This window comes from Pseudomonas sp. TH15 (assembly GCF_016651105.1).
GTDB lineage: Bacteria > Pseudomonadota > Gammaproteobacteria > Pseudomonadales > Pseudomonadaceae > Aquipseudomonas.
Genome location: NZ_JAEKEL010000001.1, coordinates 5,236,280 through 5,259,862 on the forward strand (window position 1 = coordinate 5,236,280; position 23,583 = coordinate 5,259,862).

The following is a 23,583-nucleotide window of genomic DNA, read 5'->3' on the forward strand; positions in this document are numbered from 1 at the left end:
AAAATAAAAACAAAAATAAATTCAGAAAAACAAAAACCGGGGCACTTGGCCCCGGCTTCCATCAACGAGACGCTTAAACGCGTTCGAAGACGGTGGAGATGCCTTGGCCGAGACCAATGCACATGGTGGCTACCCCAAAGGTGCCGCCATTTTGCTTCATCACGTTCAGCAAAGTGCCGGAGATACGTGCACCGGAACAACCGAACGGGTGACCCAAGGCGATCGCGCCGCCGTGCAGGTTAACCTTCTCGTTCATCTTGTCGAGCACTTTCAAATCTTTCAGCACTGGCAGGGCCTGTGCGGCGAAAGCTTCGTTGAGCTCAAAGAAGTCGATATCGTTAATACCCAGGCCCGCACGCTTCAGTGCTTTTTGGGTGGCCGGTACTGGACCATAGCCCATGATCGCCGGGTCCACACCTGCCACTGCCATCGAACGAATCACAGCCATAGGCTGGATGCCCAGGTCCTGCGCACGCTGCGCCGACATCACGATCATGCACGAAGCACCATCAGTGATTTGCGACGAAGTCCCGGCTGTCACGGTGCCGCCCTTCGGGTTAAACGCTGGCTTCAAAGCCGCCAGGCTTTCCAGGGTGGTTTCCGGACGAATGGTTTCGTCGTAGTCGAACAGTTTCAGGAAACCGTTCTCGTCGTAGCCTTGCATCGGGATGATTTCGTCTTTGAACTTGCCTTCCAGGGTCGCTTTGTAGGCGAGCTGGTGAGAGCGCACCCCGAAAGCATCCTGTTGTTCGCGAGTGATGCCGTGCATTTTGCCCAGCATTTCAGCGGTCAGGCCCATCATGCCCGAGGCTTTCGCCGCGTACAGGGACATGTGCGGGTTCGGATCGACACCGTGCATCATGCTCACGTGACCCATATGCTCGACGCCGCCAACCACGAACACGTCACCGTTACCGGTCATGATCGCTTGCGCAGCTGTGTGCAGCGCACTCATCGACGAGCCACACAGGCGGCTGACGGTCTGGCCGGCAGCAGTGTGCGGAATCTGAGTCATCAGGGACGCCATGCGCGCGATGTTCCAGCCCTGCTCCAGGGTCTGGTTTACGCAGCCCCAGATCACGTCTTCGACTTCGTTCGGATCAACCTTGACGTTGCGTTCCAGCAATTTGCTGATCAGGTGCGCCGACATGTCTTCGGCGCGGGTGTTACGGTGCATGCCACCCTTGGAGCGGCCCATCGGAGTACGACCGAAGTCGACAATCACGACGTCTCTTGGATTCAAGCTCATAAAATTTCACTCTCGCTCAAGTGTTTGGACGCTTAACCGAAGAACCGTTGGCCGGTTTTGGCCATTTCACGCAGTTTTGCGGTCGGGTGGTACAGCGCGCCCAAATCAGCGTACTGGTCAGCCAGGGCAACGAACTCTGCAACACCGATAGAATCGATGTAGCGCAACGCGCCGCCACGGAATGGAGGGAAACCAATACCGTAGACCAGACCCATGTCGGCTTCGGCGGCGGTTTCGACAATGCCATCTTCCAGGCAACGCACGGTTTCCAGGCACAGCGGGATCATCATCCAGTTGATGATGTCTTCGTCAGTGACTTCGCGCTGCTCGTAAACGATCGGCTTGAGCACTTCCAGTACCGACGGGTCGGCGACTTTCTTCTGCTTGCCTTTCTTGTCGGTCTCGTAAGCGTAGAAACCCTTGCCATTCTTCTGGCCCAGGCGTTTGGCTTCGTAGAGCACATCGATGGCCGAACGGCGATCATCCTTCATGCGGTCCGGGAAACCTTCAGCCATCACGTCACGACCGTGGTGACCGGTGTCGATGCCGACCACGTCCATCAGGTATGCCGGGCCCATTGGCCAGCCGAATTTTTCCATGATCTTGTCGATACGGACGAAGTCCACACCGGCGCTGACCAGCTTGGCGAAACCGCCGAAGTACGGGAACAGCACGCGGTTGACCAAGAAGCCCGGGCAGTCGTTGACCACGATCGGGTTCTTGCCCATTTTCTTGGCGTAGGCAACGGTGGTGGCAACGGCCAGCTCGCTGGACTTCTCGCCGCGAATCACTTCAACCAGCGGCATCATGTGCACCGGGTTGAAGAAGTGCATGCCGACGAAGTTTTCCGGACGCTTGAGGGCTTTGGCCAGCAAGGTGATGGAAATGGTCGAGGTATTGGACGCGAGGATGGTGTCCTCTTTGACGTTGTCTTCGACTTCGGCCAGTACGGCTTGCTTGACCTTAGGGTTCTCGACGACTGCTTCAACGACCAGGTCAACGTGACCGAAATCACCGTAGGACAGGGTCGGACGAATGGCGTTAAGCACTTCAGCCATTTTCGCTGGAGTCATACGACCTTTATCAACGCGACCGACCAGCAGTTTGGCGGCCTCAGCCAAACCTTGCTCGATGCCGTGCTCATTGATGTCCTTCATCAGGATCGGCGTACCTTTGGAGGCCGACTGATAAGCGATACCACCACCCATGATGCCAGCGCCCAATACAGCAGCCTGTTTCACGTCCTTGGCGATTTCGTCGTAGGCCTTGGCCTTTTTCTTCAGTTCCTGATCGTTCAGGAACAGACCGATCAAGCTCTGCGCGGCAGATGTCTTGGCCAGTTTGACGAAACCGGCGGCTTCGACTTCCAGCGCTTTGTCGCGACCGAAGTTCGCGGCTTTCTGGATGGTCTTGATCGCTTCGACCGGCGCCGGGTAGTTCGGGCCAGCTTGACCGGCAACAAAACCTTTGGCGGTTTCGAAAGCCATCATTTGTTCAATTGCATTCAGCTTGAGTTTCTCAAGCTTCGGCTGACGCTTGGCCTTGAAGTCGAACTCGCCGGAGATGGCGCGCTTGATCAGTTCCAGGGCAGCTTCCTGCAGCTTCTCAGGGGCAACCACCGCATCGACGGCGCTGACTTTCAGTGCGTCTTCAGGACGGTTTTCCTTGCCAGAGGCAATCCACTCGATGGCGTTGTCGGCACCGATGATGCGCGGCAGGCGCACGGTGCCGCCGAAGCCTGGGTAGATGCCCAGTTTGACTTCTGGCAGACCGATCTTGGCCTTGGTGGACATGACGCGGTAGTCCGCCGCCAGGCACATTTCCAGACCGCCACCCAGGGCGATACCGTTGATCGCGGCGACAGTCGGGACGTTGAGGTCTTCGAAATCGCTGAAAATCTTGTTGGCTTCGAGGTTGCCAGCGACAAGCTCTGCATCAGGCAGCTTGAAGTTTTCGACAAATTCGGTGATGTCGGCGCCGACGATGAACACGTCCTTGCCACTGCTGACGATCACACCCTTGATCGAAGCATCTGCCTTGATGGTGTCTACAGCCTGACGCAATTCGTTCAGGGTTAGACGGTTGAACTTGTTGACGGACTCACCCTTGAGATCGAACTTCAGTTCGACGATGCCACTTTCAAGAGCCTTAACCGTGATGGCTTTACCTTCGTAAATCATCAACTGATCTCCACGATATGGAAGCTGAACAGTACACGTCGGACGCAGGCGAATGGCTCGGCAGGACGCTTTTCGTCGATGCTAACGCCAATCCACCCGGCACACCCGCCAACGCGATAGTCGGGATTCTGTAGGAGCGGTCTGAAATACAAACGCTCAATTCATACGCCCGTTTGATTTGGGTACGTCACCTTCACGGAATTTCCGACAATTGTCAATCGCCCAAAATGCTGGTTTAAACGCGACTTTCCGGTCACTTCCGTAACACGAAGTCCTGCAACACGCGGATGCATGTGAGGCCATTCATAGGATCAATAGTTAGAAAAGTCGCCCTAATTCGCGGCAACCTGCGTTTGAGCAGCTACGCTAGCGGGACATTGAGGAAAAAATTTGAACGCTTTTGGCGAATGCCCAGCGTAAGATCAGCGCCACAAAGAATTTCCGGCCTGCCTGGCCAACTCCAGCCCGATGATGATGTCGGGCTTTTTATTGCCTGTCTGTCAGGCGCAGGAGTTTGCCTGTGTAGGAGTTGCCGCAGGCTGCGATCTTTTGATCTTGCCCTTAAAAACAACGTCAAAAGATCGCAGCCTTCGGCAGCTCTCCTGCGAGGATTGTGTTTCAGGCCAACGCCTTCAGCGTGGCATCGATCTGCTGCAAAACCTCGGCCTCGCCCTTCTCGCCCCAGTACAACGTGATCATCTGCTTGTCCGCCTCGATCTTGTAAACGTTGTCCGGCAATTTCTCGAAATGAATCAGCAACGCCGGATCCTCACAGACCTCCTGCCACTGATTGACCCACACTCCTGGCGACTTCTGCCAATAACTCCAGCACTTGGGTTGGTTACCTCGACGCGGGCGGTGGTACTGAGCACACGGGCTCGGCGGCTCGTGGCTCAGCCAGTGCGGCCACTCCTGAGGCGCCAGTTGCATGGCCAACCCGATGCGCCGCGCTTCCATGCGCAAGGCCATGCGGCCGCTCTGGTGGCGGGACGGTCGCAACCATGCCAGTGGACTCAGTACCACCAGCAGGATTGACACCACTATCCAGACCGTCATATCTGTACTCCCGATTCTTGATGGGCGCATTCAGTCACTTTGGAACCAATGCGCTTGAAACCAGCCATACTTACCAATATTGCAATCCTCAGGAGGAGCACTTCATGCCCTACCACCACATTCTGGTCGCTGTAGATCTAACCGAAGAGTGCGACCCTGTTATCCACCGCGCTCGCGAACTGTCGGTGAGCAACGGCGCGAAGCTGTCCCTGGTGCATATTGTCGAGCCGATGGCCATGGCCTTTGGCGGCGACGTACCAATGGACCTGTCCCAGTTGCAACAGCAACAGTTCGATCAAGCCAAGGAACGCCTTGACCGGCTGATCCTGAAGTATCCGGAACTCTCCAAGGAGTACAGCCACCTGACTTACGGCCAGCCGCGCCAGGAGATTCACCACTTGGCCAAGGAACAGACCTGCGACCTGATCGTGGTCGGCAGCCATGGCCGGCATGGCTTGGCGCTGTTGCTGGGCTCCACCGCCAACGACGTTCTGCACGGTGCGCCCTGCGATGTGCTTGCGGTACGCCTGACAAAACGCTGAAACACACTGATCATTGTGGGAGCGAGCCTGCTCGCGAAGGCGTCGACACAGTCAGCATTAATGCTGCCTGAGACACTGCATTCGCGAGCAGGCTTGCTCCCACATTAATCTGCACCCGCTTGTAGATCGCATTCCATAAAAAAAGCCCGGCATTCATCACTGAACGCCGGGCTTTTTTTATTGCAGGATCAATCAGGCATCCAGCTCGGCCCAACGCTCCATCAAGGCATCCAGCTCAGCCGTCAACTGTTCCAGAGAAGCAATCACCTTGGCCGTTTCTGCCGCAGGCCGCTGATAGAAAGCGGAATCCGCCATCTGCGCTTCAACCGCAGCGATCTGCTTTTCCATGGCTTCGATCTGAGCCGGCAACATTTCCAACTCGCGCTGCAACTTGTAGCTGAGCTTTTTCTTCGCCACCGGCGCTTCTACCGCAGCAACTGGCGCCGCTTCGGCTGTCACTACAGCGGAGGTCAGGTCGGCTTTGCCGGACTTGCTCTCAGTCACGCCCAGCAGGCGCGGCGAGCCGCCCTGACGCAGCCAGTCCTGATAACCACCGACGTATTCGCGAACCTTGCCTTCACCTTCGAAGACCAGGGTGCTGGTCACGACGTTGTCGAGGAATGCCCGGTCGTGACTGACCATCAGCACGGTGCCGTTGAAGGTCAGCAAGACCTCTTCCAGCAGCTCGAGGGTTTCGACATCGAGATCGTTGGTCGGCTCATCGAGTACCAGCAGGTTCGCCGGCTTGCTGAACAACTTGGCCAGCAACAGGCGAGCGCGCTCACCACCGGACAGCGCCTTGACCGGCGTGCGGGCACGCTGCGGGCTGAACAGGAAGTCGCCGAGGTAGCTCAACACGTGACGGCTCTGACCATCGATATCGATGAAGTCGCGACCTTCGGCCACGTTGTCGATCACGGTCTTTTCCAGGTCCAGTTGATGGCGCAACTGGTCGAAGTAAGCCACGTCGATACGCGTCCCCTCTTCCACTGTGCCGCTGGTTGGCTGCAAACCGTTGAGCATCAGTTTCAGCAAGGTTGTCTTGCCGGTACCGTTGGCGCCCAGCAGACCGATACGGTCGCCGCGCTGCAGGACCATCGAGAAGTCCTTGATCAGGAACGGGCCACCCGGGTGAGCAAAGCTCACGTTCTCGAGGACCATCACCTGCTTGCCGGACTTGTCAGCGGTATCCAGCTGAATGTTGGCTTTGCCGGTGCGCTCACGACGCTCGCTACGCTCGTTGCGCAGGGCTTTGAGGGCGCGGACGCGGCCTTCGTTACGGGTGCGACGAGCCTTGATACCCTGGCGGATCCAGACTTCTTCCTGGGCCAGTTTTTTGTCAAACAGCGCGTTCGCCGTATCTTCAGCCGCCAGAGACGCTTCTTTGTGCACCAGGAAGCTGGCGTAGTCGCCGTTCCAGTCAATCAGGCCGCCGCGATCCAGTTCGAGGATGCGCGTGGCGAGGTTCTGCAGGAAGGAACGGTCGTGCGTGATGAACAGCACGGCGCCCTGGAAATCCTTCAACGCTTCTTCGAGCCAGGCGATTGCACCGATGTCCAGGTGGTTGGTCGGTTCGTCGAGCAGCAGCAGGTCCGGTTCGGAAACCAGGGCCTGGGCCAACAGGACGCGGCGACGCCAGCCGCCGGACAATTCGGCGAGGGTCTTGTCGGCCGGCAACTGCAGACGGCTCAAGGTGCTGTCTACCAATTGCTGCAAACGCCAGCCATCGCGGGCTTCGAGGTCATGCTGGACGTGCATCAGCTTGTCCAGGTCGGCGTCGGTGACGATGTTCTGGCTCAGGTGGTGATACTGCGCAAGCAGCTCGCCCACACCGTCCAGGCCTTCAGCCACTACGTCGAACACGGTCCGCCCGTCGGCTACCGGCAATTCTTGCGGCAATTCGCCAATCTTGAGGCCGGGTGCGCGCCAAACGGAGCCGTCGTCGGGCTTCTGGTCGCCCTTGACGAGCTTCATCATGCTGGACTTGCCAGTGCCATTGCGGCCGATGATGCACACCCGCTCACCACGGGCGATCTGCCAGGACACCTTGTCCAACAACGGCGTAGAGCCGAAAGCAAGGGACACATCGCTGAATTTGAGCAGGGTCATGAGCTTCTCCAAAAACCGGGCGCGCATTCTACCTGACTTGAGGCTTCAGAAGGCCGGCAATTTCAATGTCGAAGCACTCTGCATAACAAATGTTGCGATCTTGCACCGACAGGCCGGCAAAGCTTTCGCCCGTTGCTGGCAAAAGGCTAAGCTACAAGCAATCAGTGCTGATGCTGTCAGCACTTGTCATGATTTTTCTGCCCGGATGTCTCATGCGCAGTCGCCTGTTCAGTCTTCTATCTTGTTTGCTCCTCTCTGCCACTGCCGCTCAATCAGTCCAGGCGGTAGACCTGTCCACCCAACGCCAGTATTACGATGAGGCCAAGCGCGCCTTGGCCAACGGCGACTCCGGCCCCTATTTTCGCTACAGCCAGGCCCTCAGTGATTATCCGCTGGAACCGTACCTGGCCTATGACGAGCTGACCGCGCGCCTGAAAACCGCGAGCAACCCGGAAATCGAGAAATTCCTCGCTGAACATGGGGACCTGCCCCAGGCCAACTGGATGAAATTGCGCTGGTTGCGCTGGCTGGCCGATCGCGGCGACTGGGCCACCTTCGTCAAGTACTACGATCCCAAGCTCAACTTCACCGAACTGGACTGCCTGAACGCGCAGTATGAGATTGGCCATAACCTCAAAGCCCAGGGTTACGCCAATGCCGACAAGCTCTGGCTGACCGGTAAATCCCAACCCGAGGCCTGCGATGGTCTGTTCGGAGCCTGGGCCGCCGAAGGTCAACTGACCGAACAGAAACGCTGGGAGCGCGCCAAACTCGCCGCCCAGGCGCGCAATTATCCGCTGGCCAACAGCCTGGTGAACAGCCTGACCACCCTCGCCCCTCGTGGTCGCTTGTTGGTGGATGTGGCGCAGAAACCCGAGCTGCTCAATCAGCCGTCGCGGTTTATCCCGGCCGATGAGCCGATGTCCGACATCGTCAGCCTTGGCCTGCGCCGCCTGGCCAAGCAGGACCCAGACAAGGCCATGGACCTGCTCGACGGTTATGCGAGCAGCATGCACTTCTCCCGCGATGAAAAAGTAGCGATCGCCCGGGAAATCGGCCTGACCCTGGCACGGCGTTATGACCCTCGCGCACTCGATGTCATGACCAAGTACGACCCGGAACTGCGGGACAACACCGTGTCCGAATGGCGTCTGCGCCTATTGCTTCGACTGGCTCGCTGGGACGACGCCTATCAGTTGACCCGTCGTTTGCCACAAGACCTGGCCACCACCAACCGCTGGCGCTACTGGCAGGCCCGCAGCCTTGAGTTGGCGCAACCGCAGAATCCGGAAGCGCAGACGCTTTACAAGGGCCTCGCCCGCGAACGTGATTTCTATGGTTTCCTGGCCGCCGACCGTTCGCAGTTGCCCTACTCGCTGGTCAACAAACCGCTGGTACTCAGCCAGGCCACCATCAACAAAGTGCGCAACACGCCGGGTATTCGTCGGGCTCTTGAGTTCCACGCCCGCGGACAAGTCGTCGATGGTCGTCGCGAGTGGTATTACGTCAGCCGCCACTTCAACCGTGACGAGATGGTCGCCCAGGCGAAACTGGCCTATGACCTGAAATGGTATTTCCCGGCGATCCGCACCATCAGCGAGGCGAAGTACTGGGATGACCTGGACATCCGCTTCCCGATGGCCCACCGCGATACCCTGGTGCGTGAAGCCAAGGTGCGTGGCTTGCATTCGAGCTGGGTGTTCGCCATTACCCGCCAGGAAAGCGCCTTCATGGACGACGCCCGTTCCGGGGTCGGCGCCAGCGGCCTGATGCAACTGATGCCCGGCACCGCCAAGGAAACCTCGCGCAAGTTCAGTATTCCCCTGGCCTCGCCGCAGCAAGTGCTCGACCCGGACAAGAATATCCAGCTTGGCGCCGCGTACCTGAGCCAGGTCCACAGCCAGTTCAACGGCAACCGCGTCCTCGCCACCGCTGCCTACAACGCCGGCCCCGGCCGCGTGCGCCAATGGTTACGCGGTGCCGATCACCTGAGCTTCGACGTGTGGGTGGAAAGCATCCCGTTCGACGAAACCCGCCAGTACGTGCAGAACGTGCTGTCGTACTCGGTGATCTACGGCCAGAAACTCAACTCGCCACAGCCGCTGGTGGATTGGCATGAGCGGTATTTTGACGATCAGTAACCGGTAATGCCGGTTACGCAGGAGCTGCCGAAGACTGCGATCTTTTGATTCAGCTTAAAAAATGCCCGCATTCTCATGCGGGCATTTTTTTAGATCAAAAGATCGCAGCCTTCGGCAGCGCCTACAGGTGCCTGGAGCTGACGGTCCGTTAGCGGCTCATGCCCGATGCGAGCACTGTCCATCAGAGTTGATCAGCGGTTACTTTTCCATCACTGAACTGCAACGCCGCCAGCCGCGCATACAACGCATTGCTCGCCACCAGCTCCTGGTGCGTGCCCACCGCCACCAGTTTGCCCTGATCCATGACCGCGATCCGGTCAGCGTTTTTCACCGTGGCCAAGCGGTGGGCGATGACCAAGGTGGTGCGGTTTTTCATCAGGCTTGGCAGGGCTTGCTGGATCAGGTGTTCGCTCTGGGCGTCGAGGGCGCTGGTGGCTTCGTCCAGCAGCAGGATCGGTGCGTCCACCAGCAGCGCCCGGGCGATGGCCAGGCGTTGGCGTTGGCCGCCGGACAAGCCGAGGCCACCGTCACCGAGGTGGGTCTGGTAGCCGTTGGGCATTTGTTCGATGAAGTCGTGGGCGTAGGCGATTTTTGCCGCTTCCTGAACCTGGGCCAGGGTCGCGCCCGGATTGCCGTAGCGGATGTTCTCTTCGATGCTGCCGAAGAACAGCGCCGGGTTTTGCGAGACCAGCGCGAAGCAGCGGCGCAGGTCCAGTGGATCAAGCTGAGTCAGCGGTACGCCTTCCAGCAAGATGCGCCCTTCGGCAGGATCGTAAAAACGCAACAGCAAGTCATACACCGTGGACTTGCCCGCGCCGGACGGCCCAACCAGCGCCAGGGTTTCGCCCGCGTTGATCGTCAGATTCAAGCCGTCGACAGCGAAGCTTTCAGGGCGCGAGGGGTAGGAAAAACGTACATCCTCAAGGACCAGATTGCCCTTGACCCGTTCCGGCAAGGTCACCAGTCCGGTGCTCGGTGGCTGGATGATATTTTCCGAGCGCAGCAATTCGGCAATCCGTTCCGCGGCACCGGCCGCCCGCTGCAACTCGCCGATCACCTCGCTCAACGTGCCGAAGGCGCTGCCGACGATCAGACTGTAGAAAACAAACGCCGCCAGTTCGCCACCTGAAATCCGCCCGGCGATCACATCCATGCCGCCGACCCAGAGCATGACGCCGACTGCACCCAGCACCAGCACGATCACCAGCGTGATCAACCACGAACGCTGGACGATACGTTTGCGAGCCGTTTCGAATGCTTCTTCCACGGTGACGGCAAAGCGTTGCTCGTCCTGGACCTGGTGGTTGTAGGCTTGTACGGTTTTGATCTGGCCGAGGGTTTCGGAGACGTAGCTGCCGACATCGGCAATCCGGTCCTGGCTCTCGCGCGACAGGCTGCGCACCCGACGGCCGAAGATCAAAATCGGCGCGACCACCAGCGGCAACGCAATCACCACGATGCTGGTGAGCTTGGGGTTGGTGATAAACAGCAGCACGATCCCGCCGATCACCATCAGCAAGTTGCGCAGGAACAGCGATAACGACGAGCCGATCACCGATTGCAGCAGCGTGGTGTCTGCGGTCAGCCGCGACTGGATCTCGGAGCTGCGGTTGTCTTCGTAGAAACCGGGATGCAGGTAAACCAGATGATTGAAAACCTGACGGCGGATGTCCGCGACAACCCGCTCGCCGATCCACGACACCAGATAGAAGCGTGCAAAGGTACCGACGGCGAGCCCAACCACCAATACCATAAACAGTCCGATGGACTGATTGAGCAAATGCGGTGACTGGGTCATGAAACCCTGATCCACCAACAGGCGAATCCCCTGCCCCATGGACAAGGTGATGCCCGCAGTGACAATCAGCGCCAGCAAGGCACCGAACGCATGCCAGCGATAAGGCGCAACAAAATGACTGGCCAAGCGAATGGCACGACGGTGACGGGAAGAGAGCATCGGGTTCATCCAGGTTCACAACACAAGCGTTGATGGGGCCAGCCTACACACTCAATGGGGTGGAACGCTGTAAATCACAATGAGTCAGGTTAATTATGACCGCCAAGACTAGCGCCTAGACGCTATTGGTCTAAAGTCCGGGTGGCAACGCCGAAGTATTTCTGGTGGACTGGTATTGCCGACCTGGAAGATCGCAGGGAGTTGTCACAGCCCGGTCACCTGGCGGTTTTAGAGTAAGCACACAACCTGATGAGGAGACAGGCCATGTCCTTGCAAAACAGCAGCGATGACAAAATTGAAGTGATCCGCACGCAGCCGCATCAGTCTCTGGGTTGCTCGATTATTGATGAGCATGGACGTGAAGTACCGATCACTGAAGACATGATCCAGGACGCTTGCCGCGAACTGGAGAAGCGATTGGTCAAGCCTGCCGAACAAAAGTGATATAGCCACCGTCTTCTTGACCCGGCCCTCGTTGGCCGGGTTTTTTATGGGTGATTATCCAAAATTGTGGTGCAGCCATTCGCGAGCAAGCCGCTCCCACAGGTGTCTTGTGGTGAACACAGATCTCGTGTTCAGCCGAGATCAAATGTGGGAGCGGGCTTGCTCGCGAATGGGCCAACTCGGTCCTTAGACAGCCACTGCACCCAACGCCGCCACAATCTGGCGCAACACCGGCGAATCCCCCTCAATGCGCACCTGCAACCCGTCAATCTCACGCCGCAGCGGATAATGCTTGCGCAGTGCATCGAACGCCGCGCGCTGCTCGTTCACGTTACCTACAAGGCTGCGACGAAAATCTGCATCGTCACGGCGCGGGTCGTACACGCCGCGGCACAACATCGCCAGCGCCCAGGCCGGGTCGCTGTCAGCGTTCAACGTCACGTGTGACAACCACGGCGCCGGCAGCAAATCGCTCAGGCTGACCTGGGCCGGCTGACCGAGAAAGTCGCAATACGCCTGATAGATCTGCGCCGTGCCGCGCTGCTTGCCGTCGAGGCTGTAACCGGCGATATGCGGGGTCGCCAGCACGCAGAGCTCGGCCAATGCCACATCGACCTCAGGCTCACCCTCCCAGACGTCCAGCACCGCTTGCAGGTCTTCACGGTGCAGCAACACCTGACGCAGGGCGGCGTTGTCCACCACCGGACCACGACTGGCATTGATCAGCCAGGTGCCAGGCTTGAGTCGATTCAAACGAGGCTTGTCGAACAGATGCCAAGTCGTTTTAGCGCCATGCTTCTTTAAAGGCGTGTGCAGGCTGATGACGTCGCACTGCTCGATGATCTGCTCAAGACTGACGTAATCGCCGCCTTCAGCCGCTTGTCGTGGCGGATCGCAGACCAGTACGTTCCAGCCCAGGCCTCGCAGGACCTTGACCAGCCGCCCGCCCACTTCCCCGGCACCGACCACGCCATAGGTGCGCTGCGTCAGGTCGGCGCCTTCGATTTCGGCCAGGGTCAGCAGGCTGCCGAGCACGTAGTCGACCACGCCCCGGGCATTGCAGCCGGGTGCACTGGACCAGGTGATGCCGGCCTGTTGAAAGTAATCCAGGTCCAGGTGATCGGTGCCGATGGTGCAGGTGCCGACGAACTTCACTTTGCTGCCTTCGAGCAATCCGCGGTTGACGTTGGTCACCGAGCGCACAAGCAGCACATCGGCCTGTTCGACGGCGGCGCGGTCGATGGAACGCCCCGGCACCCGGCGGATTTCGCCGAAACCTTCGAAGAAGGCATCAAGCAGCGGGATATTTTCATCGGCAACAATCAGCATGGCGAGGCTCCTTTGGCGGATCGGCAGTTTAGGCGCAGAAGGATGTGATGGGCCAGCGCGTATTCAGGATCGCAGCGCGCCTCTGTGGCGAGGGAGCTTGCTCCCGTTCGGCTGCGCAGCAGTCGTAAAATCTGCGCACGCGGTGGGCCTGACAAAACCGGGTTGTTGATTTTGGGGCCGCTTCGCAGCCCAGCGGGAGCAAGCTCCCTCGCCACAGGGAATGTCGAAACAGCCAAGAGTGGATTACAAATCCCTAACACAGCTCTTTTCCTGACCACTGCGTCAACGGGTAGAATGCGCCGCCTAGCGCATCAAATATCCCTGGACGTTTCGCCCTTGAATTCCGTAACTGACCGCCCCGCTGCAACCACCCTCACCCGCCCGGCCCGGGTTCGCCTGGAGCTGAGAAACCTGTTCGCCCTGGCGCTGCCGATCATGATCGCGCAACTGGCGACCACCGCCATGGGCTTCGTCGATGCGGTGATGGCCGGCCGTGTCGGGCCACGAGATCTCGCCGCTGTGGCGCTGGGTAACTCGATCTGGGTGCCGGTGTTCCTGCTGATGACCGGCACGTTGCTCGCCACGACGCCGAAAGTTGCCCAGCGCTTCGGCGCCGGCACTCACAGCGAGATCGGCCCGATCGTGCGTCAGGCGCTATGGCTGGCGTTGGTGGTGGGGTTGATGGCGACTGGCATGCTGATCGCTGCCGAACCGATCCTGCACATCATGAAAGTCGATCCCGAGCTGATCGGCCCCTGCATGCAATACCTGCATGGCATCGCCGCAGGTTTGCCAGCGGTCGCGTTCTATCACGTGTTGCGCTGCTTCAGTGACGGCATGGGCCGCACTCGCCCGGCGATGATCCTCGGTCTGTGCGCCCTGGCGCTGAACATCCCGTTGAACTACGTATTCATTTACGGCCACTTGGGCGTACCCGCCATGGGCGGTGCCGGCTGTGGCTGGGCAACGGGGATTGTGATGTGGTTCATGGCCCTCGGCATGGCGGCCTATACACGCGGGGCGCCCGCCTACCGAAAAAGCGAGCTGTTCAGCCGCTTCGACTGGCCACAATGGTCGGTGATCAAACGCCTGCTGGGCATCGGCCTGCCGATCGGCATTGCGGTGTTTGCCGAATCGAGCATCTTCGCGGTGATTGCCCTGCTGATCGGCAGCCTCGGCGCGACCGTCGTGGCCGGCCACCAGATTGCGCTGAACGTCAGCTCGCTGGTCTTTATGATCCCTTACTCGCTGGGGATGGCCGTCACCGTGCGCGTCGGTCAGGCACTGGGCCGAAATGAACCGCGTGAAGCCCGATTCGCAGCGGGCGTCGGCATGGGCAGTGCGTTGGCTTACGCCTGCCTGTCGGCCAGCATGATGTTGCTGCTGCGCGAGCCGATTGCGGCGATCTACACCGCTGACCCGACCGTGATTCACATCGCGGCGATGCTGATCGTGTATTCGGCGCTGTTCCAGTTTTCCGACGCGATCCAGGTCACCGCTGCCGGCGCGCTGCGCGGTTATCAGGACACACGGGTGACGATGATCCTGACGCTGTTTGCGTACTGGGGGATTGGTTTGCCGGTGGGTTACGCCTTGGGGCTGACCGATTGGTTCGGCACGCCAAGTGGCCCGAGCGGGCTGTGGCAGGGTTTGATCGTGGGCTTGAGTTGCGCGGCGCTGATGCTGTCAATCCGCCTGACGCGCAGTGCACGCAAGCGGATCCGCATCAGTCGCTCGATGGGCTAAAACCCTTACGCGGGACGAAAAAGTGGGAGCGAGCCTGCTCGCGAATACGGTGTGTCAGTCACCCTTATCAGTGACTGATGTAGCGTATTCGCGAGCAGGCTCGCTCCCACATTTGGTTTTACGTTTGCCTTGGGCTCAAGCCTGCTTTTTGCGGATCCAGTAGAGGTAGGTGCCTGCCTCTTCATGCTGCGCGACCAGTTCGTGGTCGAGGAACACGCAAAACTTGGGGATATCGCGACGGGTCGACGGGTCGGTGGCGATCACCTTGAGCAAGCCGCCGGGCGCCAGGTCACGAATGTGCTGGTGCAACATCATCACCGGCTCCGGGCAATTGAGGCCGGTGGCATCGAGGGTGCCGTCTACCGGCGTATCAAGCATTTCACTCATGATTCACTCCTGAAACTGGCCGGCATTGTCGCGCATTGCCGGGTATTCGGTCATCTGTGGCTTTACATCATCTCCCCTGTGGGAGCGAGCCTGCTCGCGAAGGCGTCGTATCAGCCGACATCATTGCTGTAGCGGACAGCGCTTTCGCGAGCAGGCTCGCTCCCACAGGGTTTTGCAGTGTTTCAGCGGGATTTGGTTTTCTTGATGTCGTGTCGGCGCAGGTGGCAGGTCACTTCTTCGCGGTCGTGATACAGCTGTTTGCAGCCAATTTCGACCTTGATGCCGCGTTCCTTGAAGCCATCAGCGATGCGTTCGAGTAAGCGCTTCACTTCAGCGTAACGCTGTTTCATCGGCAGTTTGAGGTTGACCACCGCTTCGCGGCAATGCCCTTCGCCAATCCATTCTTCGAGCATCGCGGCGTTGCGCGCCGGTTTCTCGACGATGTCGCAGACCATCCAGTCCACTGGCTGACGAGGCTTGAAGGTAAAACCGTCAGCCATCAAATGTTGCACTAGACCAGTGTCCATCAGGCTTTCGGCCATCGGGCCGTTGTCGATGGCGGTCACCAGCATGCCACGGTTGACCAGTTGCCAGGTCCAACCGCCCGGCGCGGCGCCCAGGTCAACGCCGGTCATGTCGCTGTGCAAACGCTCGTCCCACTGGTCGCGCGGGATGAAATGGTGCCAGGCCTCTTCCAGCTTCAGGGTCGAACGGCTTGGTGCGTCACGCGGGAACTTCAGCCGTGGGATGCCCATCGGCCACATCGCAGAGTTATTCGACTCAGCCAAACCGACGAACACTTCACGGCCGCTTTTGAACGTCAGCAGCAGGCGCGGTTTACTGGCGTCTTCCACCAGTTTGCCGGCCGCCATCAGTGCCTTGCGCAGGTGACCTTCGAACTTCTTGCAGAAGTTCGACAGTTCCTTGCCATCGTTGGTGTCGACCATTTCCAGCCACAGGCTGCCGCACACCGGGAAGTCGACAATGTGCGCCAGGATCACGCTGATACGGTCGGTTTCCGGCAGATCGATGAAGATCCCCCGAGCCCACTGACGCGGGAAGATCAATTCGGCGAACCGCTGGCCGCGCATCAGGCGCTCGGCGCCATCTTCTTCGGTACAAATAAATTCGGCACAGGCGCTGGCGGTTTTAGCCTTGGCATAACCGGCCACGTTCAGCCGTGCCGCGTGTTCGGAAATCTCGGAACAGACTTCGCCTTCGAAGCCCGGCCGGCAATGCATAAAGAGGGTGTTCATTCTTACTCCTGGGCAGATGGCGAGAAATTCAACCACTGCGCGATGCCCAGGCTTGCGTTGAAGCAAAGCCTGTCACGAAAACCGCCGCATGATAGCCGAGTTCGGAACCTTGGACTTGTCGATAGAGTCCAGTTATTAGCCAGCTACTTAAAACAGGGCTAGGTTTAATGCTCTGTCCTTCCCCCAGTCCGTAGCCGTGCGGACTTAAAGGAGTCATTTCAAATGCCGTCCCTCGATAGCCTGAAAACCCTTAAGACCTTACAAATCGACGACAAGACCTACCACTATTTCAGTCTGCCCGACGCTGCCAAGAGCCTCGGTGATCTCGACAAGTTGCCGATGTCGTTGAAAGTCCTGCTGGAAAACCTGCTGCGCTGGGAAGACGAAAAAACCGTCACTGGCGCCGACCTCAAGGCGATTGCCGCGTGGCTCAAGGAGCGCCGCTCCGATCGCGAAATCCAGTACCGCCCTGCCCGCGTGTTAATGCAAGACTTCACCGGCGTGCCCGCCGTGGTCGACCTGGCAGCCATGCGCGCCGCCATGGCCAAGGCCGGCGGCGACCCGCAACGCATCAACCCGCTGTCGCCGGTGGACCTGGTGATCGACCACTCGGTGATGGTCGACAAGTTCGCCAGTTCCAGCGCCTTCGAACAGAACGTCGACATCGAAATGCAGCGCAACGGTGAGCGTTACGCGTTCCTGCGCTGGGGCCAGAACGCCTTCGACAACTTCAGCGTCGTGCCGCCAGGCACCGGGATCTGCCATCAGGTGAACCTGGAATACCTCGGCCGCACGGTCTGGACCAAGGACGAGGACGGCCGCACGTACGCCTTCCCCGACACGTTGGTCGGCACCGACTCCCACACCACCATGATCAATGGCCTCGGCGTCCTCGGCTGGGGCGTCGGCGGGATCGAAGCGGAAGCGGCGATGCTCGGCCAACCGGTGTCGATGCTGATTCCGGAAGTGATTGGCTTCAAACTCACCGGCAAGCTCAAGGAAGGCATCACGGCCACCGACCTGGTGCTGACGGTCACCCAGATGCTGCGCAAAAAAGGCGTGGTCGGTAAGTTCGTCGAGTTCTACGGCGACGGTTTGGCTGACCTGCCGTTGGCCGACCGCGCGACCATCGCCAACATGGCCCCGGAATACGGCGCCACCTGTGGTTTCTTTCCGGTGGATGACGTGACGCTGGAATACCTGCGCCTGTCCGGCCGGCCGCCCGAAGTGGTCAAACTGGTCGAGGCCTACACCAAGGCCCAGGGCCTGTGGCGTCTGCCGGGCAAGGAACCGATATTCACCGACAGCCTGGAGCTGGACATGGGCAGTGTCGAAGCCAGTCTCGCCGGGCCTAAACGCCCGCAGGACCGCGTCTCGCTGCCGAATGTCGCCCAAGCCTTCAGCGACTTCATCGGCCTGCAACTCAAACCTACCAGCAAAGAAGAAGGTCGCCTGGAAAGTGAAGGTGGCGGCGGTGTCGCGGTGGGCAACGCTGATTTGATTGGCGAAGCGGACTACGAGTCTGAAGGCCATACCTATCGGCTGAAAAACGGCGCGGTGGTGATCGCCGCCATCACTTCCTGCACCAACACCTCCAACCCGAGCGTGATGATGGCGGCCGGGTTGGTGGCGAAAAAAGCCGTGGAGAAAGGCCTCAGGCGCAAACCGTGGGTCAAGAGTTCCCTCGCGCCCGGTTCGAAAGTGGTCACCGACTACTACAAAGCAGCCGGCCTGACCCAATACCTCGATGAACTGGGTTTTGCCTTGGTCGGCTACGGCTGCACCACCTGCATCGGTAACTCCGGGCCGTTGCCGGAGCCCATCGAGAAGGCGATTCAGAAAGCCGATCTGGCCGTGGCTTCGGTGCTGTCCGGTAACCGCAACTTCGAAGGCCGGGTGCATCCGCTGGTCAAAACCAACTGGCTGGCCTCGCCGCCGCTAGTTGTCGCTTATGCATTGGCCGGCACGGTGCGGATCGACATCAGCAGCGAATCCCTTGGCGATGACAAGAACGGCAATCCGGTTTATCTGCGGGACATCTGGCCGAGCTCCAAGGAAATCGCCGACGCGGTGAGTCAGGTCAACACCGCGATGTTCCACAAGGAATACGCCGAAGTGTTTGCCGGTGACGAGCAATGGCAGGCGATCGAAGTGCCGCAAGCCGCGACTTATGTCTGGCAGGAGGATTCGACGTACATCCAGCATCCGCCGTTCTTCGATGACATCGGCGGCCCGCTGCCGGTGATCCAGGATGTGAAGAAAGCCAATGTACTGGCGCTACTCGGCGATTCGGTGACCACCGACCACATCTCCCCCGCTGGTAACATCAAGGCCGACAGCCCGGCCGGGCATTACCTGCGCGAGAAAGGCGTGGAGCCACGGGACTTCAACTCCTACGGCTCCCGTCGTGGCAACCATGAAGTGATGATGCGCGGTACCTTCGCCAACATCCGCATTCGCAATGAAATGCTCGGTGGTGAAGAAGGTGGCAACACGATCTACATTCCGACCGGCGAGAAACTGCCGATCTACGACGCGGCCATGCGCTATCAAGCCTCGGGCACGCCGCTGGTGGTGATCGCCGGGCAAGAATACGGCACCGGGTCGAGCCGTGACTGGGCGGCCAAGGGCACCAATCTGCTGGGGGTGAAAGCGGTCATCGCTGAAAGCTTCGAGCGGATTCACCGCTCCAACCTGGTGGGCATGGGTGTGCTGCCGCTGCAGTTCAAGCTGGATCAGAACCGCAAAAGCCTGAACCTCACGGGCAAGGAAACAGTGGATATTCTCGGTTTGACCGGGGTTGAAGTGACGCCGCGCATGAACCTGACGCTGGTGATCACCCGTGAAGACGGCAGCAGCGAGAAGATCGAGGTGTTGTGCCGGATCGACACGTTGAACGAAGTGGAGTACTTCAAGGCGGGGGGGATTTTGCATTATGTGTTGCGGCAGTTGATTGCCTCTTAACGCCTGGATCCCCTGTGGTGAGGGGATTTATCCCCGATGGCTGCGCAGCGACCCTGTTTTCCCCTCAAAGAACGGGCCTGCTGCGCAGGCCAACGGGGATAAATCCCCTCGCCACAAGTTCTTCCGTGGTTTTCCGGGGACGAAAAAAACCCGCCGAAGCGGGTTTTTCCCAAGACCATTGCGACTCCCTGTCGGCAGCGAATCCTTGCTTATGGTCGATCATCCATGATCCTGAGCACTCCCTGTGCTTCAGTTGATGAGGCTAGATTACGCTTCGGATCCAATGTGCAATAGACGACATAGCTACCATCGCGTGTAAGACATTCGCTATAGCTGCCCTTCCGAAAACCCTTAGACCTGTCAGGTATCAAGCATGGGCGCGACGATTTTCGCGACTTTCAACTGCCCTGAGGCGTGCTCCAGCGCGTCATCCTCCAGGAACCACGCAGCGGACAGGCCGGCAAACGCCAACACCATTGGAGCATCATCCGGCGATCGAACCCGAACGCACCGGCAACAAACGGCTGCAGGGGTAGTGATTGGCGCGCCGTCCGGGATGAGCGCCCAGCGTTTCAGCCACGGTTGGAAAATATCAGCCACCGTCACGCTCGCGAGCCTTGGCGCTTTCGGCAAGAAACTGTTCGAGCCGGCTCAACTGTTCCTCCCAACCACGACTGTCCATGTAATACGCCGCTTTCTGGCGAATGTCGGGGATATGCGCGAAGCCCGATTCAGAGACTTTGAGCAACGTGCCGCTGTCGTAATCCGTCAGTTCAAACCTGACCAGCGTCGTCGGCTCCTGGGAATAGTCGATCTTCGGATCGACCGCATACGGATGCCACCGGAACGAGAACAACTGCTGCGGCTCCACCCGCTCGATCAGCACATTCCACAACACATGTTCATAACCCGGATACGTGACTTGCCCCTGCGTCCATTCACCGGCAATAAAGCGCCGCCCCTCCAGCGCCACACCAAACCACTGGCCAAACGCCTCGGCATCGACCAATGCGCGCCAGACATGTGAGCGCGGTGCCTTGAGCATGATTTTGCGTTCGAAACTATTGGGTACTGGTTTCATACGTCACCTCCTGTTTTGAACACTAGGCCTGTATGACCACATATCCAATGTGAAGTTGTATCAAACCGGTGCAGCCATTCATCTGAAAGGAAACATCCAGCGGCATTTACCGAGCGCTGCCCCGGCAGTTTCAAGCGTCACCCAGGCAATGAAACTGTTACCTTGGCCCGCGAAATAGAATCAGACAAGGACGAATCATGCAGCCATCCCTTCCCGAACGTTATCGCGGTGCCCTGCTCGGCCTGGCTTGCGGCGACGCAGTGGGTACTACGGTTGAGTTCAAGCCACGCGGTTCATTCCAACCGTTGACCGATATGGTCGGTGGTGGCCCTTTCCACCTGAAACCGGGGCAATGGACGGATGACACTTCCATGGCGCTGTGCCTGGCGGAAAGCCTGCTGACAAAAAACGCCTTCAACGCCGTTGATCAGATGGGGCGTTACCTGAACTGGTGGCAATGGGGTTATCTGAGCTCGACCGGCGAGTGTTTCGATATCGGCACGACGGTCAGTCAGGCATTGGCGAAGTACCAGCAGACCGCTGAACCCTTTGCCGGATCAACCGACCCGTATACCGCTGGCAACGGTTCGCTGATGCGCCTGGTGCCGGTGGTGTTGTTTTACTTTCCGGATGCCCGGCAGATCCGAAAGTTCGCCGCCGACAGCTCGCGAACAACCCACGCCGCCCCTGCCGCCATCGAGTGCTGCCAACTGTTCGCCGAGCTGATCGGCAAGGCTCTGCTGGGCGCTGCCAAAAGCGAACTGCGCACGCTGCCACCCACCTCCTTCAGGCAACCGGAAGTCGCGGCGATTGCACGTGGTGATTACCTCGGAAAATCGATCCGCGAAATCCGTGGCAGCGGTTACAGCGTTGAATCCCTGGAAGCCGCGCTATGGTGTTTCCATCACACTGACAGCTTCGCCGCAGCGATTCTGCAGGCCGCCAACCTCGGAGATGATGCCGATACCACGGCCGCCATCGTCGGCCAGTTGGCCGGTGCCTATTACGGCGTACGGGCGATTCCCGCCAACTGGCTGGAAATGCTCCATGAAGGCGAAGAAATTGCAGCGACCGCAGATCGTCTGCTGACAGCCTCCAGACTGCGAGTACCTGAATAGAGGCGACACAAGCGCTACACTGCTTGGCACCTACATTCGACACAGAGAGATGCCCATGTCCCCGCGCCTGCTGCTGGCCCTGACACCCTTTCTATTCGCCTCCTTCGCCCACGCCGCCGTGGACTGCGCCAACGCCAACGACCAGAGCACCATGAATCAGTGCTCCGCCGAGCAGTACAAGGCTGCGGATAAAGAGCTGAATGTGCTGTATCAGCAGATCACCAAAAGATTGAAGGACAGTCCCGATGCCAAGAAGCTGCTGGTCAGCGCCCAGCGTAGCTGGGTGGCGTTTCGGGATGCCGAGTGCGAGTTTTCGGCCTCCGGGGTCACGGGCGGGAGTGTTTATCCGTTGATTTACGCCAATTGCCTGACGGGGGTGACCAAAGTGCGGGTCGAGGCGCTGAAAGAGTATTTGAAGTGTGAGGAAGGTGACATGAGTTGTCCGGTACCCGGAGCCTGATTTTTCGGCGGATTTGAGGGCCTCTTCGCGAGTAAGCTCGGCTCCTTCTTTGTAGGAGCCGAGCTTGCTCGCGAAGGCGTCAGAACAGCCGCCGCAAATTACCGGACAAAGATCTGCGCCGTGGTAATCGCCATATCCCCACCCGGCATTTTGATGCTGCCGATCTGTTTCAGGCTCTCGGCATCGAAGATCGCCACATCATTGAACGTCCCGGCCAGGTAGATCTTGCTGCCGTCCTTGTTGAAGGAAATGCAGTAGTAGGAGTGATCCAGCGTCGCCGACTGCAGCAGTTTTTTCTGCTTGATGTCGTACTTGGCCAACCGGTTGAGCACACCGAACATCAGGTTCGGGTCCTTCGGTGAGCGCATGCCGCTGAAGTAGATTTCCGTCAAAGGACCAAAATCGGTGGTTTCGGTCTTGCCGGTTTTCAGGTCGATACTGAACAGCCCGTAGAGGTATTCGGCGGTCAGCGGGTCCTGCTTCTTGTCCTTGAATTTCGCCGCGGTGTAGAGCAGCGAGAAGTCATGGCGATAGGTCTGCTGGTTCCACACGTAGAGCACATCCGGCGCGCTGTAGTTCTCACGTTTCCAGTGCCGGCTGGGGATCAGCACATCGAACTTGCCGGTTTTGATATCGACCTTGTAGACGTCCGCCCCCGCCACATACAGCGTGCCATCGTCGCCACTTTGCATGATGGTCAACTGCCGTGGCGCCGGGAAACTGCGCACGGGTTTGGCGTCCATGCCAGCGTCGGTGGCGTAGACATCGAGCCGCGGTTGCTGCACTTCATAGCGGTCGTTGAGCATCAGCGTCGGGTTGGCGACGGCGAACAGTTCCTTGCCGTCATGGCTGAGGGTGAAGGCGAACATCGAGCGCGCTTTCTCACCGGGTTTCTGGGTGATGCTGGCGTGGAACACCTGTTTGCAGTTATCCAGCTCAACGCCGTAGATGTCCGCATAGTGGTTGTTCAGCACGTACGCGGTCTTGTGATCCGGCGACAGTTGCACGGTGCCAGGACCGAAGGCGTCCGGCATTTTGCAGGTCTTGAACAAGGTGTCGGTGGCCAGGTCGATCACATTCAGGTTGTTCGGGTAATTGGTGGTCAACATGTACTCGTGACCGTCTTGCAGTGCAGTGTTTTCATCGGCCAGAACGTTAAGCGAACAGACGCTCAGGACGGCGAACGCGGCCAGGCCGCAGGCTTTGACAATAAGCATGCTGAAATCCTTCTGAGGTCCGATCACTTATCTTTTGGGAAAACAGTCCCGAGGTTGCGCCAACTCTCGTTCGAGGCCTGCGCGTCCTTGTTCCAGTCCGGGTAAGTGCTCATCATGTCGGGCACCTGGGCCGGCCACCAGCACGGGTCGGAACAGCCATAAAGATCCGCTTCCATCGGCTGGCACAGCGACGACACACCGCCAAAGGCGTCGATTTCCCAACCCGGGTCGGTGGTCGAGGCGCAGCCGGCGACCGAGCTCATCGCCACCACTTCTTCAATGCGGTTTTCGGCTGCGGCCTGATCGAGCTTCAGCGCTTTGTTATTGATTGCCTTGAGATGTTTCAT

Annotated in this window: 18 protein-coding genes; 7 read left to right on the forward strand and 11 right to left on the reverse strand. The window is 59.0% G+C overall.

What is annotated here, in order from left to right; translation table 11 throughout:
* Window positions 1-73: 73 nt before the first annotated feature.
* The 3 genes from fadA to JFT87_RS23580 all read right to left on the reverse strand — a co-directional run bounded on the left by fadA (window position 74) and on the right by JFT87_RS23580 (window position 4,485).
* Complete coding sequence (fadA, locus tag JFT87_RS23570) at window positions 74-1,249, reverse strand: acetyl-CoA C-acyltransferase FadA (protein WP_201192830.1); 1,176 nt, start codon at window positions 1,247-1,249, stop codon at window positions 74-76.
* 32 nt (window positions 1,250-1,281) lie between these two features.
* Entirely contained in the window at window positions 1,282-3,429 is a 2,148-nt protein-coding gene (gene fadB, locus JFT87_RS23575; protein ID WP_201204980.1) for a fatty acid oxidation complex subunit alpha FadB, read from the reverse strand.
* Window positions 3,430-4,047: 618 nt separating this feature from the next.
* Complete coding sequence (locus tag JFT87_RS23580; RefSeq protein ID WP_201204982.1) at window positions 4,048-4,485, reverse strand: hypothetical protein; 438 nt, start codon at window positions 4,483-4,485, stop codon at window positions 4,048-4,050.
* A 104-nt stretch (window positions 4,486-4,589) separates the two neighbouring features.
* Here JFT87_RS23580 and JFT87_RS23585 point away from each other — a divergent pair, with 104 nt between their 5' ends.
* Window positions 4,590-5,027, forward strand: coding sequence for a universal stress protein (locus JFT87_RS23585; RefSeq protein WP_201204983.1), 438 nt, complete (start codon window positions 4,590-4,592; stop codon window positions 5,025-5,027).
* A gap of 192 nt (window positions 5,028-5,219) precedes the next feature.
* Here JFT87_RS23585 and JFT87_RS23590 read toward each other — a convergent pair whose 3' ends face one another.
* On the reverse strand, window positions 5,220-7,136 hold the full coding sequence (locus JFT87_RS23590) for an ATP-binding cassette domain-containing protein (protein WP_201204986.1): 1,917 nt from the start codon (window positions 7,134-7,136) through the stop codon (window positions 5,220-5,222).
* A 212-nt stretch (window positions 7,137-7,348) separates the two neighbouring features.
* Here JFT87_RS23590 and JFT87_RS23595 point away from each other — a divergent pair, with 212 nt between their 5' ends.
* The gene (locus tag JFT87_RS23595) at window positions 7,349-9,277 is read left to right on the forward strand and encodes a transglycosylase SLT domain-containing protein (RefSeq protein ID WP_201204988.1); all 1,929 of its coding nucleotides are present in this window, start codon (window positions 7,349-7,351) and stop codon (window positions 9,275-9,277) included.
* Between the two features lie 181 nt (window positions 9,278-9,458).
* On the opposite strand, the gene JFT87_RS23600 is transcribed toward JFT87_RS23595, so the two are convergent.
* Entirely contained in the window at window positions 9,459-11,243 is a 1,785-nt protein-coding gene (locus JFT87_RS23600; RefSeq protein WP_201204990.1) for an ABC transporter transmembrane domain-containing protein, read from the reverse strand.
* A gap of 255 nt (window positions 11,244-11,498) precedes the next feature.
* Between JFT87_RS23600 and JFT87_RS23605 the strand changes: the two genes are divergently transcribed.
* Window positions 11,499-11,678 (forward strand): PA1571 family protein, encoded by a 180-nt coding sequence (locus tag JFT87_RS23605; RefSeq protein WP_201204992.1) that lies wholly within the window; start codon window positions 11,499-11,501, stop codon window positions 11,676-11,678.
* Window positions 11,679-11,864: 186 nt separating this feature from the next.
* Here JFT87_RS23605 and pdxB read toward each other — a convergent pair whose 3' ends face one another.
* Window positions 11,865-13,007: a 4-phosphoerythronate dehydrogenase PdxB gene (gene pdxB / locus JFT87_RS23610; protein ID WP_201204994.1), complete on the reverse strand. Its 1,143-nt coding sequence runs from the start codon at window positions 13,005-13,007 to the stop codon at window positions 11,865-11,867.
* Between the two features lie 336 nt (window positions 13,008-13,343).
* Between pdxB and JFT87_RS23615 the strand changes: the two genes are divergently transcribed.
* A complete protein-coding gene (locus tag JFT87_RS23615; protein WP_201204996.1) occupies window positions 13,344-14,753 on the forward strand; it encodes an MATE family efflux transporter in 1,410 nt (469 codons plus the stop codon).
* Window positions 14,754-14,888: 135 nt separating this feature from the next.
* On the opposite strand, the gene tusA is transcribed toward JFT87_RS23615, so the two are convergent.
* The gene (gene tusA / locus JFT87_RS23620; protein ID WP_201204998.1) at window positions 14,889-15,140 is read right to left on the reverse strand and encodes a sulfurtransferase TusA; all 252 of its coding nucleotides are present in this window, start codon (window positions 15,138-15,140) and stop codon (window positions 14,889-14,891) included.
* A gap of 182 nt (window positions 15,141-15,322) precedes the next feature.
* Window positions 15,323-16,396 carry a 23S rRNA (cytidine(2498)-2'-O)-methyltransferase RlmM gene (gene rlmM, locus JFT87_RS23625; protein ID WP_201205000.1) on the reverse strand — a complete coding sequence of 358 codons (1,074 nt, stop codon included), beginning with the start codon at window positions 16,394-16,396 and terminating at the stop codon, window positions 15,323-15,325.
* Between the two features lie 222 nt (window positions 16,397-16,618).
* On the opposite strand from rlmM, the gene acnA reads away from it, so the two are divergent.
* Complete coding sequence (gene acnA / locus JFT87_RS23630) at window positions 16,619-19,360, forward strand: aconitate hydratase AcnA (protein ID WP_201205002.1); 2,742 nt, start codon at window positions 16,619-16,621, stop codon at window positions 19,358-19,360.
* Between the two features lie 592 nt (window positions 19,361-19,952).
* Here acnA and JFT87_RS23640 read toward each other — a convergent pair.
* Entirely contained in the window at window positions 19,953-20,441 is a 489-nt protein-coding gene (locus tag JFT87_RS23640) for an SRPBCC family protein (RefSeq protein WP_201205004.1), read from the reverse strand.
* Between the two features lie 197 nt (window positions 20,442-20,638).
* Here JFT87_RS23640 and JFT87_RS23645 point away from each other — a divergent pair, with 197 nt between their 5' ends.
* Both JFT87_RS23645 and JFT87_RS23650 read left to right on the forward strand, forming a co-directional pair.
* Window positions 20,639-21,559, forward strand: coding sequence for an ADP-ribosylglycohydrolase family protein (locus tag JFT87_RS23645; RefSeq protein ID WP_201205006.1), 921 nt, complete (start codon window positions 20,639-20,641; stop codon window positions 21,557-21,559).
* Between the two features lie 55 nt (window positions 21,560-21,614).
* Window positions 21,615-22,019, forward strand: coding sequence for a lysozyme inhibitor LprI family protein (locus tag JFT87_RS23650; protein WP_201205008.1), 405 nt, complete (start codon window positions 21,615-21,617; stop codon window positions 22,017-22,019).
* A gap of 98 nt (window positions 22,020-22,117) precedes the next feature.
* On the opposite strand, the gene peaD is transcribed toward JFT87_RS23650, so the two are convergent.
* Window positions 22,118-23,236 carry a quinohemoprotein amine dehydrogenase subunit beta gene (gene peaD, locus JFT87_RS23655; protein WP_201205010.1) on the reverse strand — a complete coding sequence of 373 codons (1,119 nt, stop codon included), beginning with the start codon at window positions 23,234-23,236 and terminating at the stop codon, window positions 22,118-22,120.
* 23 nt (window positions 23,237-23,259) lie between these two features.
* Window positions 23,260-23,583, reverse strand: coding sequence for a quinohemoprotein amine dehydrogenase subunit gamma (gene qhpC, locus JFT87_RS23660; protein ID WP_201205012.1), 324 nt, complete (start codon window positions 23,581-23,583; stop codon window positions 23,260-23,262).

Bases quoted from the DNA above. Each gene is read 5' to 3' on its own strand.
- JFT87_RS23650 (WP_201205008.1), top strand. From the start codon at position 21,615: ATGTCCCCGCGCCTGCTGCTGGCCCTGACACCCTTTCTATTCGCCTCC.
- acnA (WP_201205002.1), top strand. From the start codon at position 16,619: ATGCCGTCCCTCGATAGCCTGAAAACCCTTAAGACCTTACAAATCGAC.
- tusA (WP_201204998.1), bottom strand. From the start codon at position 15,140: ATGAGTGAAATGCTTGATACGCCGGTAGACGGCACCCTCGATGCCACC.
- rlmM (WP_201205000.1), bottom strand. From the start codon at position 16,396: ATGAACACCCTCTTTATGCATTGCCGGCCGGGCTTCGAAGGCGAAGTC.
- JFT87_RS23605 (WP_201204992.1), top strand. From the start codon at position 11,499: ATGTCCTTGCAAAACAGCAGCGATGACAAAATTGAAGTGATCCGCACG.
- JFT87_RS23600 (WP_201204990.1), bottom strand. From the start codon at position 11,243: ATGAACCCGATGCTCTCTTCCCGTCACCGTCGTGCCATTCGCTTGGCC.
- peaD (WP_201205010.1), bottom strand. From the start codon at position 23,236: ATGCTTATTGTCAAAGCCTGCGGCCTGGCCGCGTTCGCCGTCCTGAGC.
- fadB (WP_201204980.1), bottom strand. From the start codon at position 3,429: ATGATTTACGAAGGTAAAGCCATCACGGTTAAGGCTCTTGAAAGTGGC.
- JFT87_RS23590 (WP_201204986.1), bottom strand. From the start codon at position 7,136: ATGACCCTGCTCAAATTCAGCGATGTGTCCCTTGCTTTCGGCTCTACG.
- pdxB (WP_201204994.1), bottom strand. From the start codon at position 13,007: ATGCTGATTGTTGCCGATGAAAATATCCCGCTGCTTGATGCCTTCTTC.
- JFT87_RS23645 (WP_201205006.1), top strand. From the start codon at position 20,639: ATGCAGCCATCCCTTCCCGAACGTTATCGCGGTGCCCTGCTCGGCCTG.
- fadA (WP_201192830.1), bottom strand. From the start codon at position 1,249: ATGAGCTTGAATCCAAGAGACGTCGTGATTGTCGACTTCGGTCGTACT.
- JFT87_RS23580 (WP_201204982.1), bottom strand. From the start codon at position 4,485: ATGACGGTCTGGATAGTGGTGTCAATCCTGCTGGTGGTACTGAGTCCA.
- JFT87_RS23640 (WP_201205004.1), bottom strand. From the start codon at position 20,441: ATGAAACCAGTACCCAATAGTTTCGAACGCAAAATCATGCTCAAGGCA.
- JFT87_RS23595 (WP_201204988.1), top strand. From the start codon at position 7,349: ATGCGCAGTCGCCTGTTCAGTCTTCTATCTTGTTTGCTCCTCTCTGCC.
- qhpC (WP_201205012.1), bottom strand. From the start codon at position 23,583: ATGAAACATCTCAAGGCAATCAATAACAAAGCGCTGAAGCTCGATCAG.
- JFT87_RS23585 (WP_201204983.1), top strand. From the start codon at position 4,590: ATGCCCTACCACCACATTCTGGTCGCTGTAGATCTAACCGAAGAGTGC.